Source organism: Thalassoglobus polymorphus, from assembly GCF_007744255.1.
In the GTDB taxonomy this organism is placed as follows: domain Bacteria; phylum Planctomycetota; class Planctomycetia; order Planctomycetales; family Planctomycetaceae; genus Thalassoglobus; species Thalassoglobus polymorphus.
Genome location: NZ_CP036267.1, coordinates 5,330,005 through 5,348,509, shown reverse-complemented (window position 1 = coordinate 5,348,509; position 18,505 = coordinate 5,330,005). Strand labels below are relative to the sequence as shown.

Genomic DNA, 18,505 nt, shown 5'->3' with positions numbered 1-18,505 from the left:
AGTTGGTATATATTCAACCAGCTCTGCACTCGCGAATTTTTGAATGTCATGGCGTTTTATGTCGAGAATGTTCAGGTTGAATTCTCGCTTCTCTTGAAAGCTGAAGATCATGAAGAACCTCTTTCAAAACGTCTCTGAAGCTTTGCCGGACGAGGTGATTGAAACATTGTTAGAAACCGAGACCGTCCGCATTGAGCGGATTGTTTCAGACGGTCATGCGTCACCGCCGGGGTTCTGGTACGACCAACCGGAGCATGAAGTGGGTCGTGATCCTCTCTGGATCAGGAGCGTTACGGTTTGACGATTCTGAAGAGGTCGTCGAACTCAAGCCAGGAGACTTCATCAACATACCGGCCCACAGAAAACATCGCGTCGAAGCAACCGACCCCAATGAGAAGACTGTTTGGCTGGCGGTCTTTTATCGATAACAATCCGGCGGAACTTCTGATTCAACGACCAGGACAGCGTGGCTTGGGGCTGTACGAAGAATTCAGTCGGCAAGTTCTGGTTCGATCGTGCGAATGTCGACAACGCGGATCATCATGAGCCGTTGTAATCCATTGGTCTGATCGCTTTGGAAGAAATGACTGGCAAGTTTTCCTTCGCCATCTTTGGTCATTCCGATGACGAGAAACTCGCCCACGTTCAATTCTGCGGAGAGGCGGTCTTCAAAGAGTGTGATTGCCTGCTTGCGATCGCGAAGCGTCCATTGGGATGCGGTCGCGGTCGGCTTGAGAGAGCTTTGGCCATGCTGAATTTCCGGGATGATGACCAGCTTGGCCCAGCCATCTTCTTCGCTTGATGCCTGGACTTTGAAGAGCGCCTGCCCCTGGCTGATGGTTACTGTTTGCGGCTCTCCATTGAGAGGACGTCTGACGATTTCCGTTCCGTCATCAATGCCACGAGAAACGAGCCATGCTTCCTGCCCCGAGGGGATCATGTACGGCTGAACAACAGCGCGTCGTGTTGGATCTTGTCCGTTGGACATCGACATCAGCGTTTGCAAAGGACGCGGAGGTCGTGAGGCGCTCAGGCCAACCCGAAATCCGTCTTCATCAAGTTTCGCACGGGTCTTTTGATCAATCGAGCTGACCGACTGCAAAGATTCCCAAAGAGTATCTCCAATGAGAGGATCACCGATTCGGCGATCGACAAAATAGACCTCGATGGCAATCGCTTCACGTGCTGAAACAATCGGCTTCAGGATCGATTTCGATTTTGTTTGAACATTCGATTCCGGAAATAGCAGCGTACATCCCGCCCCACTGCATACCCAAAGGCACACACTGAGTAGAAAACAACTTTTCCACGTCCTTGCGGAGGAAGTCATATGCTCTTCTGTGCGGATGACTGAAGTCGTTGAAATAGAGCATCTTCAATGCTTGTCGTCCCGGTGAAGACCACTTCAACAGGACTTCATAAGCTGCTCGCCACGAGGGAGAACGGATAGGCCGATTTTGAATTGCTCTGAAAAATGCTCTGGGAAACGGATTTGATAAAACGAAAGGTTCGCGATCATCTTGAATTCAGCTTGCTTGTACGAAGAAGCGTCCATCTAGAGCAATTCGAATCTCCAGAACGCCTCAAAACAAGCGATTCATCGCGCGAGTATTGCCGAATGAAGGAGCCAGCCATCAGAAAGGATGGAAAATGCCCCTGAATTTAAGGCCGATTATGCGTTGAATTTCGGTTCTTTCCTGTTGAGGTTACGCTCGATGCTTAGCTGTTTTGACTATCTTCTCCATACTGACGTTTCCGGAGTCTCATTCTCTGTTGAGACCGCAGACTTCATCTTGTTGCGTTTGGCATGATTGACGTACGATCCGGCTCGTTAATGAAATTTTGCCGACACAGAATGGACTCTGGCGCAATGCAATGATCCGCTCCCTCTTGCGGACTTTCAGTCGATTTTTGGCAGCAGTTGTGCTGTTCGGGCTGATTCTATGCGCTGTCGAAGTCTGGTTTCGCTGGAATCGACTCGATTCCGTGGTGAACAAAGCGCCACGAAACTCCGAACCGCTCGTCAGCCAAGTCGTCAAACCGAGCTCAACGACCTTTCTCGAAGTGACCCCGCTTCTGAAAACCGAAATGCCTGTCAGCCTCACGGAGCAAGCCTTGCTTCGAACAAATGAGTTTGGAACACGCGGGGAAAAGATCGCGATTCCTAAGCCTCCCGGAGTCTTTCGTGTACTCTGTTTAGGCGGATCGGGGATCTTCGGCATGGGTGTCCGCGAAGAAGAAACGTTGACCGGACATTTGCAATTACTTTTCGCTGAAACCGGTTTGAAACATGTTGAGTTTGTGAATGCTGGTTGTCCCGGGAGTGGCCCGCTGACAAACTATCTCCGCTTGCGTCAACGGTTTATCGCTCTCCAACCCGATTTGGTGGTTCTCTGTCTCCGCCCTGAAGAAGTCGAACTCGATCGCGACGTCCGAGGTGGGTTGACATTGGATGAGCATGGAAATCCTGCCTTTGCATCTCACCCGAATCTGCAGGCAAAAGAGAGCCATGAACTCGCAGCACTTTGTGAAGAGTTCGCGACCGCAGATTGGGTCATTGGAAAGGCTGGGCCGTTATTCGGGCTGTCAAATACAAATGCTTCCGTGCCGGTCTCTTCTGACGAACCGATCTCGCTCAAGCCGCTTGTTTCAATGTGGTCGTTCACGCAATCCATCAACGCCGATTTGATGATTTCAATTGTTCCCAATGCCTGGGATTTGGAACCTCAAACAGGACGAGCCCCTTCGCGAAACGCTCTCGCCTTTGACCGGGACTTGCATGCCTACTTCGCGGATCGGGGAATTGATTCGCTAACTCTGATTCACAATTCCATTCAGCTGTTCGAGCAAACTGGAGATCGGACGTTGTTCTTCTATGAAAAGAATGGACACCTGACCCCCACTGGGAATTCTCTCTACGCTCGATCACTGGCGAAGTCGATTGTGGATCACGTTCCTGAAATTTTACAGCCTGAAATCCCTCCAACCTTGCCGGCTCCTTCGCTGAAATCAAGTCCACTCAACACAGAAACTCAAGGCCACTCACTTCCACTCACCAGAGAGAAAGCTGTCCCACAGCAAATCGTTCGCTGACGAATTCAACTGATGAGTTGACCTGATGAGTTTATTTCCGGACTTGAGAGTTGAGCGCGAAATTACTCACCCATGACTTCGAATATGACAGATCCGAATCCAGAACTTGAACCAGACGGCTCCCATGATGAGATGTCTTTGGAAGAGATCGAAGCCGCATACATGCGAGCTTTGGAAACTGCTGAAACAGCTGAGCATCTGATTCCTGAGCTGGATCAAGAAGCATTTCCAGAGCCTGAAGAAGAACTCCCTGACACGCTCGCCGTCGAGAATTTATCACCTGAGGATGTTGATCCTATAGACGACTTGCAGGTCGTTGAGGCTGACGTCTCGAAGGAGGAAGAAGTTCGAGTGACGCAGTTGCAGGTGGCTGAGGGATTATTGTTCGTCGGGGGAGAACCGCTGCCTGCTAAAAAAATGACCGATCTACTTGGCGGGACGACCACTCACGAGCAAGTCGATCTGTTACTTGAAGAGCTGAACCAGCGTTATGCCTCAGAAAATCGGCCGTATGAAATACGGCTTGTCGAAGGGGGCTATACGATGGTTCTCAAGGCTGAGCATGAACACGTTCGTCGGCGTGTTTATGGACAAGGTCCGAAAGATGTCAAGCTGGGACAGGAAGCATTGGAAGTCTTGGCCTTTATCGCTTACCAACAGCCCACGACTCGTGAAGATGTGGAAGCGATCGGCAAAAAAAATGCTGGCGGATTACTCCGCCAGCTCTTGCGTCGGCAACTCATCGTATTAAATCGAAATGAACAATCAGACTCGGAAACTTACCAGACAACAAAGCGTTTCCTCGACTTGTTCGGACTCGGTTCCATCGACGACCTTCCCCAGGCGACCGATTTCGATTTCAAATAAGATGGTGAAGCGAGTTCCGATTCAGCCTCGGGAGAGACTGAATCGACGACCAGGACTGACCACGACTTGATTATGGAGCGTCCGTTTCAGTTTCGTCAGATTCCGGAATAACGGGAGTGACTTCCAGAAGGAATTCCTCGTCTGATGAAACAGAGCTGACGACTTCATCATTAGCGACCTGTTTGAGGATTGGCATCAAAACAGATCTTCGCTTCTTGTTTTGCTCCACTTCTTTGACAGGGGTTGTCACTTCAACAGGAACTGGCTGTTGTTCGACTGATGATGTTCTTCTTTGTGGAGTGTTCGCTTCTTGCACTTTCAGTTCTTCAGGCTGAGTCGCCATTTGAACTGGTTTATCGAGTTGGGGTTTGCTTGGTGCTGCTTCCCCGGAAGGCTTTTCAGGGTTTGTGACATTCCCCGGCTGTTTCTGAGCTCGAGCGACAGAAGGTTGCGACAATGGGTGAGTGTTTGGGTTTGCCTGTTCACGATAAAGGACCAGTGCATGCAGTGCGTGATATAGCGGGCCGCAATCTGCTGGTTCGTGAGCATTTCGAATCAGGTCGTAGCTGAGCGTTTGTACGGCATTTCGAATCCACTGTTCTTTCAGTCGGCTTTTTGGAAGCGAGACAACGATCCACTCCAGCATGTGTCCTGAGTATTTGATTCGTTCGTTGAAATCATTGCTGTAGCCGACAGACTTGAACCAGTTCGTGGCGAACGAACCGTCACGATTCTGCATCCGTTGTGTGGCAAAGAGGTAGCGTTGCAGTTTTTGATCCGCTTCGAGCCAGGCACCGCGAAGTTGACCATGCTTTTTCAGGTATGAGTTGCGAGCATAAGCGAGTGCAAACATCCCGTGAGTTCCACCACATGGAGCATCGTAAGGAGAAGCTTTGACTTGCATTCGCACGAGCCGTTCCATGCTCCAGGGTTCGTTCTTTTCGTTGAACCATTGCTCATCCTGATCAACGTATTGTGTTAGGAACCAAAGTGTCCAAGTGATCTCTTCGTGTGAACTGACCGTCATTTTAGCATGGTCAACCATTTGCTGCATGGTGATTTTCTGTCCTCCAGCAGCGACGAACTCGTGGTCGAGAGGAAGGTTGCACATAGCTATGACAGCCAAAAACTGATTTGCGTGCCCTTCAAATTCGTAAGGGGTTCCATTGTAAGGATGAGCGCGTCCACCATGCTTGGTCACTTGGAACCAGGGAGTTCCTCGAAATTTGGCTCCGCTAGAAATCCAATCAATCGCGTTGACCGGTTGGCCACCCTGTTTGATCACATAATTTTCACGGAGTGAAAGCAGACCATGGATGATTTGCCACGGAGTGTGAACATCTGCGTCCAGAAAACGATTGCTCGTGGTTGTAATAGCACGATCGACGATTTCGTTCAGCGGGTCGAGTTGCTGAGCTGTCGCGGCAGGAACTGCCGGAGCTTTGAGATCCTGGGCGATTGCAGGTGCTGAGATCAGAACCCACGTCATGCAACAAATTGAGATTCGAATAGGCATTGCACGTACCGGCCCGTTGTGTCTGAATTTGAATCGATCAGTTGTATTCATTGTATTGTCGGATGGCATTTTCAGAGGGGAAGTGTTCGTCATCATGATCAGTCAATTCCTGGGACGATCGTTTGAGGTTCGTACAGAACCATGAGGTGAATTCCCGTCCATTGGGTAGACATACTGCCATCCATGTCATTACTGAGTACCATTAGCTGATCGGCCTGAGAGGTCATCACAATCGACAATGTTTCGGTGTGTGGCACGCTTTTCTCAGCTACCGATCGACCTTGCCGTTAAAGGTTGCTTGAGAGAATTCTTACAAGGATTCGAGAATCATCGAGATGCGACGCGAAGCTTCGGGTTGCGTAAAACTCGTCGAGAATTTGGCTCGGCATTGATCATTACTGAGACGAGATTGCCTCAGAGATCAGCTCGGTTGCGTTTGTCTCTGCGGAATGTTTCAAGCGGTTCTCAACACCGCTTAGAACTGATGCTACCAGTATGAATTCACCAATCCGCACAGTTTAGAGCATCTTTCGAATTGGTTTGCAGGATCTGCCTCGTGGTGAACAGCATTTTCACTAGAGGGTTGCGTTCTTCACGGGCACACGGTCGAGCAGGCTGCTCTAGATCGTTCACAATTCCATAAGGTCGCTTGCAATGGAGAGGTTCAATTACGAAATTGGACGGATCAAATAATTTCGATGCTCTCTGACTTTGTGGTGTCTTGATGATTCGCTTGCAATGTGTTCTGTCCGCCCTCCTTATTCATCTACTTCTGCCGATGCCGGTTTCATCTGCGACGCCAGATCACATCATTCTGGTGATGGCAGATGATATGGGGTGGGGGCAAACGGAATATGCGAATCACCCCATCTTGAAAACGCCGAATCTCAACGCGATGGCAGCAAATGGATTACGATTTGATCGCTTCTACGCCGGAGCTCCAAACTGTTCACCAACGCGTGCGACTGTACTCACAGGGCGGACGAATGACCGCACGGGAGTCCTCAACCATGGAGTTCCGTTACGACCGCAGGAGAAGACCGTTGCACAGGCACTGAAAAAAGCTGGCTATGCCACCGCACACTTCGGGAAGTGGCATCTTAACGGGATGCGTGGCCCGGGGGCTCCGATCCTCAAGGACGATATTCGCAGCCCAGGAGCGTTCGGATTTGACACATGGTTGTCAGTGACAAATTTCTTTGATCGTGATCCTATTTTAAGCCGCATGGGAAAATTTGAAGAGTTCCAGGGAGATTCTTCAGAGATCATTGTTGATGAAGCGGTCAAGTTTATTCAGAAAAACGTTGAGGCTGGCAAACCGTCGTTCTCAGTGATCTGGTATGGCACACCACATAGCCCTTTTATGGCGGACGAAGATGACAAAGCACCGTTTCCAAAACTCAAAGACCCTTCGCTCAGCCATTATGGCGAATTAGTGGCAATGGATCGGAGCATCGGTACGTTACGGTCCGCATTACAGGAAATGGATATTGCAGAGAACACCTTCTTAATGTTCAACAGCGACAACGGAGGGCTTCCAAGAATCACTCCGGGAACGGTCGGGAATTTGCGTGGCTTCAAGAATTCAGTCTATGAAGGAGGTTTGCGTGTGCCTGCCATTATTGAATGGCCCGCGGTCATTCAGACTCCACGTGTGACTCAGTTCCCTGCCTGTACGATGGATATTTTCCCCACATTGGTGGAAATTGCTGAACTTCCGGAGTCGAGTATGCTCTCAGTGCGAGACGGAATGAGCATCACCCCACTCTTTCAGAAAGAAATCGCTCAGCGACCAGAGCCAATGGGCTTTCGACACACAAACCGGGTGGCTCTCATTGATAACGATTACAAGCTGATCACTCAAAAGCTCGGGAGTGGCAAATATGAACTCTACAATCTGAAATCGGATCAACAGGAAAAGATGGATCTCCTCGAAAGCCAGCCAGAGATCGCACAACGTATGATCGCAGCCATGCAGGCGTGGAACGAGTCAATCGAAAAGAGCATTGAGGGCGACGATTACCCCGAAGGCAAAGTGATCCCGGCAGATCCCGGTCCGAGTACCTGGATGACTCTCAAGGAATACGAGCCGTATTTAGAGGGCTGGAAAGACCGACCAGAATTTCGGCGGTATATCAAAATACAATAACTCAGACTTTCAGTCTTACTCTTTGAATTCCTGTTTCATCAGCCGGACGCTTTCTTGTAAGCGTCCGGCTTTTTTGATGCGATGATCGTAATTGGGAATATCGTTATTACTGTCAAGCTTTGTTACGAAATCTGCCGATAGCTTCTGTGTATCAGGTGATGAGCCAGGTGGGCTTAAAAGCAATTCAGTGTGATGGTTTTGCTTGAACGCTCAGCTGCAGGGTCTTTTTCGATGCAGACGACACTGATGGGAACGCTCTCCTGTCAGCAGCCACCGCGAATCAATATGTGGCTGCCCTATTCGTTTGACTCGCGGCTCTCTTTATCTGGTAACGCGTCATCGATTTGAGTTCAACAAAATCACAGACTTCGTGGGACACCTCACACTCCAGAAGCTCGTCAGTGTCCGATACATCTTTCAACCGGCAAAAAGCCACTTGACGCTCAAGTCGAGAATAAGTTCCACATGAAGAGGATGCTTTGAAATGAAACGTGCCTTGTGCCTGACTGCTCTCGTTACTCTGTCGATCTTTACGTTGTCTACAAATTCCCAAGCGGCTCCACCGTTCAGTTTTTCGAAACAAGCTGAGCCAGAATTAAACTGGCAGTCTGATTTGCAAGCTGCTCACAAAGTCGCAACGGCTCAAAACAAACCGATGCTACTCGTCTTCGGTGCAGATTGGTGTCACTATTGCAAAAAGCTGGAACGGGAAACGCTCAACTCAAAAGAGCTGTCGACATACGTGAACCAATCGTTTGTGCCTGTGCATATTGACGTCGACAAAGAGAAGAAGGTCGCACAGATTTTGAAAGTCAGTGGCTTGCCTTGCACAATCGTCCTGAGTCCGAATGCGGATTTACTTGGGCGAATTGATGGATTTCACACTGCTTCGCCATTTCACAAACAACTTGAAGCCGCTCGAGTGAAGCATCAAGTGATTCAGCGAGCATCTTCAACAGCTCAGTAATTGGACATTGTAAGCTGCTCAATTGTCGATCGATGACAAGTGCTGCCTGAGCAGCTTGTGCCGGAAGCACTGTTCGACCTCCTTGCGCCGGGACTCCAGACCCGGCGGATTGCGGTTTTCCAGATGGATGTTTTCAGCCAAGAGAGAACTGATGGAGCCATGCCGTGCCATAATGGTCACCTTGATGGCTTCATCGACTGCTCGTCACGAGGCAAAACACAAACCCCAGTCATGGGTTTGAACTCAAATGGTCACATCTGGTCACCGGTGTCAGTCTCAACTTTCGTTCAAAGAACCCTTACAGACAACGTAGAGTCGCGGAGACGTTGCTGGTCGCGACTCGTCAGGCCAGTGAATCTTGTGTAGTTCTGCCGAGTCGATGCTCTTGGTTAGAAACGATTCAACGGCATTTGCTTCGTCGATTCCCCCGGGATGTCCGACATATGCGAGGACGGAGAGGACACCGCCCCTCTTCAACAGTCGCAAACCGAGTTGAATTGCACTGACTGTCGCTGGGCCTTGAGTTGTGAGGGACTTGTCTCCGCCAGGCAAGTATCCCAGATTGAACAGGATGGCGCTCACGCTCGACTGGTTCTTTTCCAGAAGCGATTGTAGCACTTCGGCATGATCACCCAAGTGGTAATCAATATTCTTACGCTCGCGACATCGATCTTTTGTCGCATCGATTGCTAACTGCTGAAGGTCGCAGGCCAATACCATTCCAGACTCACCGACTAATTCGGAGAGGAAGAATGTGTCGTGCCCGTTTCCACAGGTTGCGTCGATGACGAGATCACCGGTCTTGATAAAATCACGAATCAATTCGTGAGCGATCTGCGTGAGCTGAACCATCTCTGCGCACTGACCTTACTTGATGACTTCCTTAGGAATCTGACCGTCGAGATATCTCCAGTTTTTAATGAAGGAGATCACGTCTGCAACTTCCTGCTTGCTCATTTTTCGTTCCAGACCGACAGGCATCAACGAGACGCCAGTGTTCTTGAACTCTTCGATGTTTTCGCGGTCAATCGTGACCAGCTTGCCCTCAGGTTGCTTCAAAGTCACGGACGTCGAAGTTTCCGAAGCGACAATCCCGGAATGGACTTTGCCATCGGTATCGAGAATGTTGAAACTGAAGTAGTTGGCATCGATAGCCCGGTTCGGATCGAGAATGTTCATCAAGTAAAAATCGGGAGTCTTGGTTCGCGAATCGGAGATGTCCGGAGCGACATTGACTCCGACATCGCCCACTTTATGGCAGGTCGCACAGTTTTTCTCGAAGGTCACCTTGCCGCGAAGCGGGTCGGAGTCCATCGTCAAGCTGACTTGATACTCCTCGAGGACCTTCACGCGATCAGCGGGTGGTTCGCGTTTCAGAAGTTTCTTGGCGCGAGCAACAAGCTCTTTGTCGGAGAGTCGATAGAGCGTTTTCTCAACAGTCGCGTCAATCTCCAACGCCGGGACACGTCCAGATTCAATTTCATCCAGCAACGCCGGAGCTCGACTTGTGCTTCTGGCCATTGCTTGCAGAATGCTTCGTCGGACGCTTCCCCGTCGTTTGGGGAGCAGTTCAACCAAAGCAGGGTTGACCTGAGCTGCAGGTCGTTTCAAAAGTGCTGAGAGTGCCAGTGAAGCGCGCGTTGCATCGCCGGAACCGGTCGCGGTGATCAGTTGTTGAAGTGATGCATCGTCGTCAGCGAGACTCAATAAGTCGAAGAGGATTGGTAGTTCTTCTGCGATGGAATCTTTGGTTTTCAAGACCCTCGTCGCTTCGGTGATGGTGGCAGCGATGTTCGCTTTTGCTTCTTCAGGGAGTTTTGCAATCAGTGCGTTTAAAGCTGTGCGTCCGCCCGGGAAACCTTGAGCGAGACCAGAGAGAACACTCATTCGAGTCGCGAAAGAGTTGTCTTCATTTCCGACGATCGTTGTCAGAAGTGTGCGGGCCTGGTCTTTCTGGTTTTGTTTGGCGACCAGTTCCGCAAGGTCACGAATGGCTGCGTAAGTCTGTAATCGCAGAGCCTGTTTTTCAGCCTCGTTCTTCGGTTCGAATTGCTCGAAGGCAGCGATGAGCTGTGTGGAAACGTCAAGCGATTCGCTTCTGGCAGCCAACCTTAAGTAGACAGACAACCAATAAGGGTCGTATTGCTCGGAATCTTTCTGGGACCCCGGAACAATTCGCTCGAGGATTTGGTCGAGTACGATTTTCTGATCAGCTTCGGACAATGTTTTCCAGGGGACTTGTCCGAGCATTTCAAAAATGAAGGAACTGACTGGGATTCCGGAGTCAGTTTTATGGAAGGAGGAGTTGACGAGATCCTTCCATTCCGGAGTTTCTCCAAAATGACGTTGGCCGAGTTCGAAGAACGACTTCAGGAAGTAGATGTCGTTTGCATTGCTCATGGCTGCTTTGAGGTCAGCCAGGGTTAACTTGTCTAAGGTGGCGATCAATGGTAACAGGTATTTTTCGTCTGACGTTTGCGGAGCATTGATTCGGCTTCGTAGTTGCGGCACGACCTCTTTCGAGTCACTTTCGATGAGTAGCCGTTGTGCATGGTTCTGTTTCCAGACGGAATCCGATGAGAGCGCTTGAATTAACAGTTCTGGAGAGCTTGCGTCGACCTGTTCGAGTTTGTGATCAGAATCTGCTGGCGGCTGAGAGCGGACAACTCGCCAGATTCGACCTTTGTCTAAACCTAATGTCAAATCGGGACGATCCTTCAGCTCAACGGGCATGAACTGTGGATGCTCGATGACTGCACGATACATATCAACAACGTAAAGAGCTTTGTCTGGACCGTGTGCAAGATTGACCGGACGAAACCATTCATCTTTTGTCGCTAAGAATTCATCGCCTTCCTTTTCAGAATGCGAACGTGATGTCGGCCCGATAGAGACTGCGATTTCTCGGTGGACAAGATTTGCAGTAGGGTCACAAGTGAAAATGTTTCCAAAGAAGTTTTGTCCAAGTGACGAATCGTTGTAAATCAAGACGCCGCACGCAGCTGTAAACTGATTGGCGTGTAAGTTCGAAGTGGTCCAGGTTCTGGAGAGTGGATAGAGCTTCGAATTTTCTCCTGCTGCAGCGACATCTTCATAGAAACGCGGGATTCGCAATCCCGGAGTCAATTTCAGTTGTTCATCTTCAAGAACGATTTGTCGGCCGGGGTTTCTATTCGTGCAGACGAAGCGATTCCCGTGAGCATCGAAAGCCATTCCAAATTGAGCCATCCCGGCGATCGCTTCGTACTTCCCGGTGAGGGGATCGAAGCGAAAGTCGCGACCTGAGATCGAAAGCGGTTTCGCTTTGGGATCAAGTCCCCAAGGGTTGTCGGGACCAGGGACGATGTTCCCGCCACGTAAGCCGTTCGCAATATAAATTTTGCAATCCATGGCGAGTTGTGGGTGATTGTGTCGCAGTTGTGGATTTTCGGTCGCGAATCCCTCGAACCAGACTTGAGTCTCGTCAGCCTTGCCGTCCCCGTCGGTGTCTCGCATGAACTGGATTTTGCCATCTGTTGTGACGATGACTCCGTCTTTCCAGAACATCAAACCGTTTGCGAACAGCAGCTTCTCGGCAAAGGTCACCGGATTGTTGAAGCGACCATCTCCGTCGTCATCGCTGAGGACTCGGATGCGAGAGAGGCCGGGTTGTCCGTCACCGGGGCCGTTGGGGTAGTCTGTCATTTCGACCACCCAGAGTTTGCCATCGGTATTGAATGCGATATGGACCGGATCAATCACATCCGGTTCAGCTGCAACCAGTTCGATTTTACAATCATCGTGTAAAACAAATTTTTTGGCAGCTTCCTCAGCTGAGAAAGGACCGAATTCGGCGTTTTGGGTCTCTTGCCCCAAGGCGTTGGAGGTCGAGATCGCAATGAGCGATACCAAAAGAAGTGACACGCGAACATTCAACAACATTGTTGCCTCGTCTGAATCGTGGAGTGAGTTCTGGCATTGATTTGAAAACCTGAGGTTGACTTCTCCGTAACTGAGAAGCTCGCGGATTAAATAGGAATTCAAATCGGGACTTTGGAGGGAGATTCAGTGTAAAGAAAGAAGCGTCCTGAAAACAGCGACCTAATCCAAACTGTCTCAATTGCCGGCATTCGCTCTATGGTGGTCGTCAATTCGTCTTTGTTTCTCAAGTTCTAAAGACTTGCAAGGAGTCTAAATTGAACGACACAGATGGACCACAGTTTGAATACTCAACAGAGGCGATTTCTGGAGAGTAAATCTCTATGAAGTCATGAAAGTTAACATCGCGGGCGCGACAAGTATTGGCAATGATCTAGAGCAGTTTGCTCTACCATGTGCCCGTGAAGAACGCATTTCGCTAGTAAAAATACTGTTCACCACGAGGCAGGTCCTGCAAACCAATTCGAAAGATTTTCTAGTCGATTGCCAACATGCGAACGTTGACCGGTGTGGAGATATTCAAGACGGTTCCGGTCGCTGACAGCTTTCCGGTTTTCTGATCGATGCGGAAGACGACTACTGTGTCTGAGTTTTGATTGGCTGCCAGAAGGAAATTTCCGGTCGGGTCGATTCCGAACCCTCTGGGGATTTCTCCATTTGTCGGTGCATATCCCAGCGGTTTCAGAGTTCCATCTTTACGAATGCGGAACATTGCAATGCTGTTGGGGCCACGGTTTGAGACGTACAGAAATTTCCCTGACGGATGGACCAGAGTCTCCGCTGTCGAGTTCCCTTCAACTCCGGTTCCTTCGGGGACTGTTGAGTAAGTTTCGATCGGTGTCAATACCCCTTTGTTGGCATCGTAATTGTAAGCTGTCACCGAAAGCAGCATTTCATTGTTGGCAAAGGCGTGCTTCCCGTTCGGGTGAAAAGAGAGATGTCGAGGACCGCCTCCGGGGATGCTTTTGGTAAACGCAGGGTCGTTTGGTGTGAGAGTTCCATCTTCTGCGTTGAGTTTGTAGACCAGAAGTTGGTCGAGACCCAAATCTGCGACGACGGCAAACTTGTTCGCTGCGTCGACATTGACGGAGTGAGCATGCGGCCCTTTCTGTCGACGTTTATTAATGCTTGAGCCGATATGCTGCATGAGACTGGCTGCCGGTTTGAGCGAACCATCTGTATTGACGGGAAGGGAAGCAACGCTTCCGCCTCCGTAGTTAGCGACGAGTACGCATTTTCCGGTCTGGTCGACGGTCAAATGACACGCTCCCGGTCCGCCTGAGGATTGGCTGTTGATCTTGGTCAGCTTGCCGGATTGAGCATCAAGTTGGAACCCAGTCACTCCCCCCGCAGCCCCCTGACCTGGTCCTGCAAAGTCCGACACCTCATTCACGGCATACAAGAACTTTCCGGAAGGACTGATCGCCACAAACGAAGGGTTGACCAACTCAGCTGCCAGCTCTGGTTCAGACGTTTCACCAGTCTTAGGATTGAGCGTGAACGTGTAAATCCCCTTGCTCTCTTTGCGAGTGTACGTCCCCACATAAACCCGAACCGCATCGATACTCTCTTTTTGAGCGAAGCCCTCGTTCATTGTGAAGACAGCCTGTAAGCAAACCAAAAGGACAGTCATGATAAGTGTGCGTTTCATGGATGTTCCGTTTCAAATGGTCGATGTCTGAGTTTGTGGAACTCCAGAAAGTTTCTGGTAGTTCAGTTTAGTATTGTGTTTGGAAATGAAGCAGCTTTGCCAGGCGAGGATATCGGCGGAGGACGTTTGGGTTGGAAAGATGCGGATCTGAAGATTGTTCCCAAGGGGGGTGAGTGCTTCTTTGGATTCACAGATTGTGGTGAATCGATGTTGGAGATTGAGCGTTTCACCCGCGTAAAGTTTTTTCTTGGGCCCCTGCTCTAAAAGATAAACTCCTGGTGTGGTCAGAAACTGCTCTGGGTTCAGGTCGTCAATCGAAATCGCTTTTCCGATCTTCGCAGGCGCCTTCAAGATGGCTCCACGAGTCCGCGCTGTTTCACTTTGTTGGTTGAGCATTAAGGCTGCCCAGCGAAGCTCAAACGGAGTCCGTGTTGGGGCATGCTGTAAAGCGCGTTGGTCGAATTCTTTTGCGATGAGCGGGTCGCTGAAAATTTCATTGAAGTCTTCAGCTAGGTCATCATCCAATACGCTTTGCATCGCGAGTTCGCTGGCATGGAAGAATGGATCGATTTCGTCCCAGCTAAACTCGGTTTTATTCGTCACTTCGATGTGTGAAAACTTCCCGGATCGTCTCAACTGAATGAGCAGCGTGTTCCAGGTGCGCGGTTCTCCTGCAAGGCCGAGGCGTTGGCAAACATCTGTGAACATTTCATTCGCGGCGGGGTCCATCACAATCCGGTCGACAGAGAATCCATCGTGGCACAGTTTATAGGCTTCGCAAATCCCGGTGAGAGTCATTTGCAGTTGTGTTTCTGCGAGACGCTCTTCGAGAGCAAATAGATTACGTTGTTTGTTCGAAACTTTCTTACGAGATGATTTCTGTTTGCTGCTGTCAGTTTTCGGAGCACTTTTGGTCGGCTCGGCGGAACCGTTGAGGCGGTCGCCGATGCGAATCTCTTCGAGTCGCTGGCGTCCGTAGTCGACGTAGTCTTCAGAAAGTTCGAAGCCGAGGAATTTGCGATTCAATTTCTTGGCGACTGCGAGAGTCGTTGCACTTCCGGAGAAAGGGTCGAGGACGGTATCACCCTCGCTGGAGCAACTGCGAATGATGCGACCGAGAAGTTGCTCGGGCATTTGGCAGCCGTGAAACCCTTGCCGTTCTTTGAACGTCCCGGCAACACGCGGGAAGTACCAGGTGTTTTCATCTGCCTGAAAGCAGGTTTCAAGGTCTTGGGGGCGTAGCGTCCAGGTTCGCTTATCGTCGGGGACTGGTTTGATCTCCTCCGGAGACCATGTTCCATCGTCAGCGATGATTTCGCCCACGACATCAGCGGGACGGATCATCCATGTGTCGTCCGGAAGGCGTCCTTTGGGGTTGGCACGTTTGTCGTTGTAGACAAGTTCGCGAGCAGAGGGGATGCGGTTCTCAAGGTCCTCTGAGCGAAACGTGAAGTTGTCGGCATCTTTCACGAAGTAAAAAATGTGGGCGTGAGAGCGAGTGAATTTGTATTTGCAGTTCACGCCAAAAGTGTAATACCAGACGACCCAGCTGCGGGTGTGGAAGCCGACTTCCTGGCTGAGAATTTTGAGCTCAGCTGCGTATTCGTCTCCGATTGCGAGCCAGAACGTTCCATCAGGTTTGAGGGCCTGATAAACGCCTGCGATCCATTCACGCGACCATTCGAGGTACTTCTCTCGGCCGAGTTTGTCGTTGTACACATCGTACTCATACCCAATGTTGAATGGGGGATCGGCAAAGGCAAGGTCGATGCTCCCGGCGGGGAGTTTCGCCATGCCAGCGATACAGTCACCCTGATGGATCGTGTTGAGGAAGTCGTCCATGTTATTTATTGGTTGGGCAGCAAGAGCATGTAGGGAAATCTCGCGTTGTGAGAGAGTGATCTATTCTAACAACAACGAAAAAAAAAGCACCCGCCGCAAGGTTGCGACGGGTGCTCTTGATTGATTCCATTTGGCCTTGATCTTAGATCTTCAGCCAAGGGAGAGAAGAATCGTATTTGATCTGATCCTGAAACTTGAAATTGCTTCCTCAAGACGTTGAGAAAAACTTCTGTTTCAGAGATTTTTCGGACTGGTTCTAGTTCAGGATGGTTCCTGTTTTGCCAACGATGCTATTGATCTTTTCAGCTGAAAGATCGCTTGCTTTGAGTTCTTCGTTGACTTTCAGTTTTCCGCCAACCCACATCATGACAGTGACTTCAGCGTCTTTTGAGATTTTGTAAGACGATGGTCCTGTGACTCCATCAAAGGTTGTGAGTGGAGTGCTGGTGATCCCTTTGCTTTGAGCAACTTTCTTGAGGTCCGCTTCTGTTGCTTCTGGTGAATCTGAAAGTAGCACGACAAATGCAGCCATGTCTTTTGACTGATTCTTGGCGACAACACCATCGACACTTTTTACGAGTGAGGCAACATTGTCATCCATGTTACGAGCGAAGATGCTCACAACTGGCTTTTGACCGTAGCGGCAACGGTAGCAAAGTTTTGTTCCAGCAGCAGGACCGGTGACGTCTTTGACGTAAAATGCGCCAACGCCTTCACCAACTTCGAGTCCACCAGCAATGGCCATTGTGGAAAGAGTCGCAACAGCGACGGTCAACATGAGAAGCTTCTTCATACCTAAATCTCCTTAGAACATGGGAAATGTTTTTTTGAACTGATCCGACGACCTGATGTTGGTCTCTCAAACGAAGAGAAAATCATTCATCAAGCAAATCCACATTGCGTAGGTTTTCGGATACGTTCTTTGTACTTGTCCAAGCGTGCCCTGCTTGAATTCTCGGATTATAAGCACGGGCGACAAACCGACTCTGTGAGATAGTCCACAATCCTTAAAGACCGAGCGGTCAATGGCGTCTTGATTGAGTTCAGCGAATTCGCGAATGCGAAATGGCTGACACGCCATTCATCAATGAACGCAGATTCTATGAAAAGGTTTCGCACAAATGCAACAAGAATCTGATGGATATTGCAAATCGTATCAGATGTGAGGTGTCGGAGGAGACCAGTCTCCCCACTGACGCAGGTAGTGGGCGAACGCAGGTTGCGATTCTTGACGCTCTTCAAGCCAGAGTTTTGTTTCGGCGACGATCTCCTGTTCTTCATCCAGAGACAGCTTTCCCATCAAGACTTGAGCCCGGAGAAAGACAAAGTAGGTGTCGAGGACGTCGCATCGGCAATAGTCGTTGATTTCTTTGGCCTTGCCGGCAGTGTACATATCTTGCACCTGCGAACCATCGATGCCTGATTTGCCTGGCTTGCCGATCAGATTCGCCAACAGGTTCAGCCCCCCGGTGATGCGTGTTGCTCCAAAGTTGGCAAATAGATCCATCATGTCAAAATGGGCTTTGCGATTGTATCGATTGCGAGCCTGTTCGTACGCCGGAGCTGACAGGTTGAACCAGTCTGGCAGTGAAAGACCATAGCGAAAGGCTGCGTACTCGAGCACCGGGACATCGTAACCACGTCCGTTGAAGGTGACTAAAGTCGGACGTCCGTAGTGTCTCCAGCCAGCCCAGAAGCCTTTTGCGATCACAGCAGGACGAAATTCCGGTTCATCAAGTACCGTGAGGTCGATCAAGCGAAAGTTGGCAGAGACCTTGGCGACCGCGACAGAGATGGGCAACACAAAAGTCGGCGGTAAGACATCTTTTCCGGTCTTCTCGATCAGCTCATCACGAAATTTCCTCAGAGCGTCTTCCCCGGAGAGCTCTTCAGAGGAATATTTTACCTTGGAGATCAAATCGCCATCGCCGACCGCTTCGACATCAAAAATCAGGTAGGAAACGTCGTTGCTAGTATCAAACATTTCGTTTCCTTAGTCATGAATTTTGGCTTGATGACCATGAAGATTCGCGGTTTTCTCGCTTGATGCAATCTCCCGAATGGGATTTGTCCATTCTAACGAACTCTGACTTCACCTGCATTAGTGGGTGAATTTCCTTTATGTGAAAAGGTTTGAATGCAGTTATGGGTGTGCTGTTTTTACGAGAGCGTTATTGAAATGTAAGGGGCACGACCTGTTTCGTAGGCCTGAGCGCTACAGAACGTGAAAAGAACAACTCACTAGAAAAGAGGGGGGAAGGGAATCAAGAGTAGCTGGGAGGGGTGTGGTCATCGCAGGGTGAGGAGGAGTGTCTGGTCGAGGTGAATGGGGGGATGGTTCTTGCCTAACTCTCACAGTGTTCACACTTTGAAAGTGTTCCCACTTTGATGAAGCGGGCCTTGAGGGGCGGGGGAGTGAGAAGAATTGTTGAGAAAAAAGAAGAAAGTCGGGAGCTGCATTTTCGGGGAAGCTGTAGTATCGAAAATGTAGAAAAGGCTGGG

At 49.9% G+C, this 18,505-nt stretch carries 14 protein-coding genes; 6 read left to right on the top strand and 8 right to left on the bottom strand.

Features of this window, described 5'->3' with window-relative positions; all coding sequences use genetic code 11:
* Positions 1–109 precede the first annotated feature (109 nt).
* Positions 110–301, top strand: a complete 192-nt coding sequence (locus tag Mal48_RS23650) for a cupin domain-containing protein (RefSeq protein ID WP_231740040.1) — start codon at positions 110–112, stop codon at positions 299–301.
* Entirely contained in the window at positions 216–428 is a 213-nt protein-coding gene (locus Mal48_RS23645) for a cupin domain-containing protein (RefSeq protein WP_315850659.1), read from the top strand. Before Mal48_RS23650 ends, Mal48_RS23645 begins: the two co-directional genes overlap by 86 nt.
* 62 nt (positions 429–490) lie before the next feature.
* On the opposite strand, the gene Mal48_RS19380 is transcribed toward Mal48_RS23645, so the two are convergent.
* Positions 491–1,330: a hypothetical protein gene (locus Mal48_RS19380; RefSeq protein ID WP_145203554.1), complete on the bottom strand. Its 840-nt coding sequence runs from the start codon at positions 1,328–1,330 to the stop codon at positions 491–493.
* A 545-nt stretch (positions 1,331–1,875) separates the two neighbouring features.
* Between Mal48_RS19380 and Mal48_RS19375 the strand changes: the two genes are divergently transcribed.
* Complete coding sequence (locus Mal48_RS19375; RefSeq protein WP_145203553.1) at positions 1,876–3,093, top strand: SGNH/GDSL hydrolase family protein; 1,218 nt, start codon at positions 1,876–1,878, stop codon at positions 3,091–3,093.
* Between the two features lie 84 nt (positions 3,094–3,177).
* The gene (scpB, locus tag Mal48_RS19370) at positions 3,178–3,960 is read left to right on the top strand and encodes an SMC-Scp complex subunit ScpB (RefSeq protein ID WP_197441839.1); all 783 of its coding nucleotides are present in this window, start codon (positions 3,178–3,180) and stop codon (positions 3,958–3,960) included.
* A gap of 70 nt (positions 3,961–4,030) precedes the next feature.
* Here the strand turns inward: scpB and Mal48_RS19365 are convergent, their stop codons facing one another.
* Positions 4,031–5,476 (bottom strand): hypothetical protein, encoded by a 1,446-nt coding sequence (locus tag Mal48_RS19365; protein WP_145203547.1) that lies wholly within the window; start codon positions 5,474–5,476, stop codon positions 4,031–4,033.
* Positions 5,477–6,254: 778 nt separating this feature from the next.
* Here Mal48_RS19365 and Mal48_RS19360 point away from each other — a divergent pair.
* Both Mal48_RS19360 and Mal48_RS19355 read left to right on the top strand, forming a co-directional pair.
* Positions 6,255–7,625, top strand: a complete 1,371-nt coding sequence (locus Mal48_RS19360) for a sulfatase-like hydrolase/transferase (RefSeq protein ID WP_197441838.1) — start codon at positions 6,255–6,257, stop codon at positions 7,623–7,625.
* 484 nt (positions 7,626–8,109) lie between these two features.
* Positions 8,110–8,592: a thioredoxin family protein gene (locus tag Mal48_RS19355; protein WP_145203544.1), complete on the top strand. Its 483-nt coding sequence runs from the start codon at positions 8,110–8,112 to the stop codon at positions 8,590–8,592.
* Positions 8,593–8,868: 276 nt separating this feature from the next.
* Here Mal48_RS19355 and Mal48_RS19350 read toward each other — a convergent pair whose 3' ends face one another.
* The 6 genes from Mal48_RS19350 to Mal48_RS19325 form a co-directional block, all read right to left on the bottom strand.
* Positions 8,869–9,444, bottom strand: a complete 576-nt coding sequence (locus Mal48_RS19350) for a class I SAM-dependent methyltransferase (RefSeq protein WP_145203541.1) — start codon at positions 9,442–9,444, stop codon at positions 8,869–8,871.
* A 15-nt stretch (positions 9,445–9,459) separates the two neighbouring features.
* Entirely contained in the window at positions 9,460–12,513 is a 3,054-nt protein-coding gene (locus Mal48_RS19345; RefSeq protein ID WP_145203538.1) for a PVC-type heme-binding CxxCH protein, read from the bottom strand.
* 472 nt (positions 12,514–12,985) lie between these two features.
* Complete coding sequence (locus Mal48_RS19340) at positions 12,986–14,161, bottom strand: lactonase family protein (protein WP_145203535.1); 1,176 nt, start codon at positions 14,159–14,161, stop codon at positions 12,986–12,988.
* 12 nt (positions 14,162–14,173) lie between these two features.
* Complete coding sequence (locus tag Mal48_RS19335; RefSeq protein WP_145203532.1) at positions 14,174–16,003, bottom strand: DNA-methyltransferase; 1,830 nt, start codon at positions 16,001–16,003, stop codon at positions 14,174–14,176.
* Between the two features lie 256 nt (positions 16,004–16,259).
* Positions 16,260–16,796, bottom strand: coding sequence for a hypothetical protein (locus Mal48_RS19330; RefSeq protein ID WP_145203529.1), 537 nt, complete (start codon positions 16,794–16,796; stop codon positions 16,260–16,262).
* Between the two features lie 363 nt (positions 16,797–17,159).
* The gene (locus Mal48_RS19325; RefSeq protein ID WP_145203526.1) at positions 17,160–17,987 is read right to left on the bottom strand and encodes a 3'-5' exonuclease; all 828 of its coding nucleotides are present in this window, start codon (positions 17,985–17,987) and stop codon (positions 17,160–17,162) included.
* Positions 17,988–18,505 lie beyond the last annotated feature (518 nt).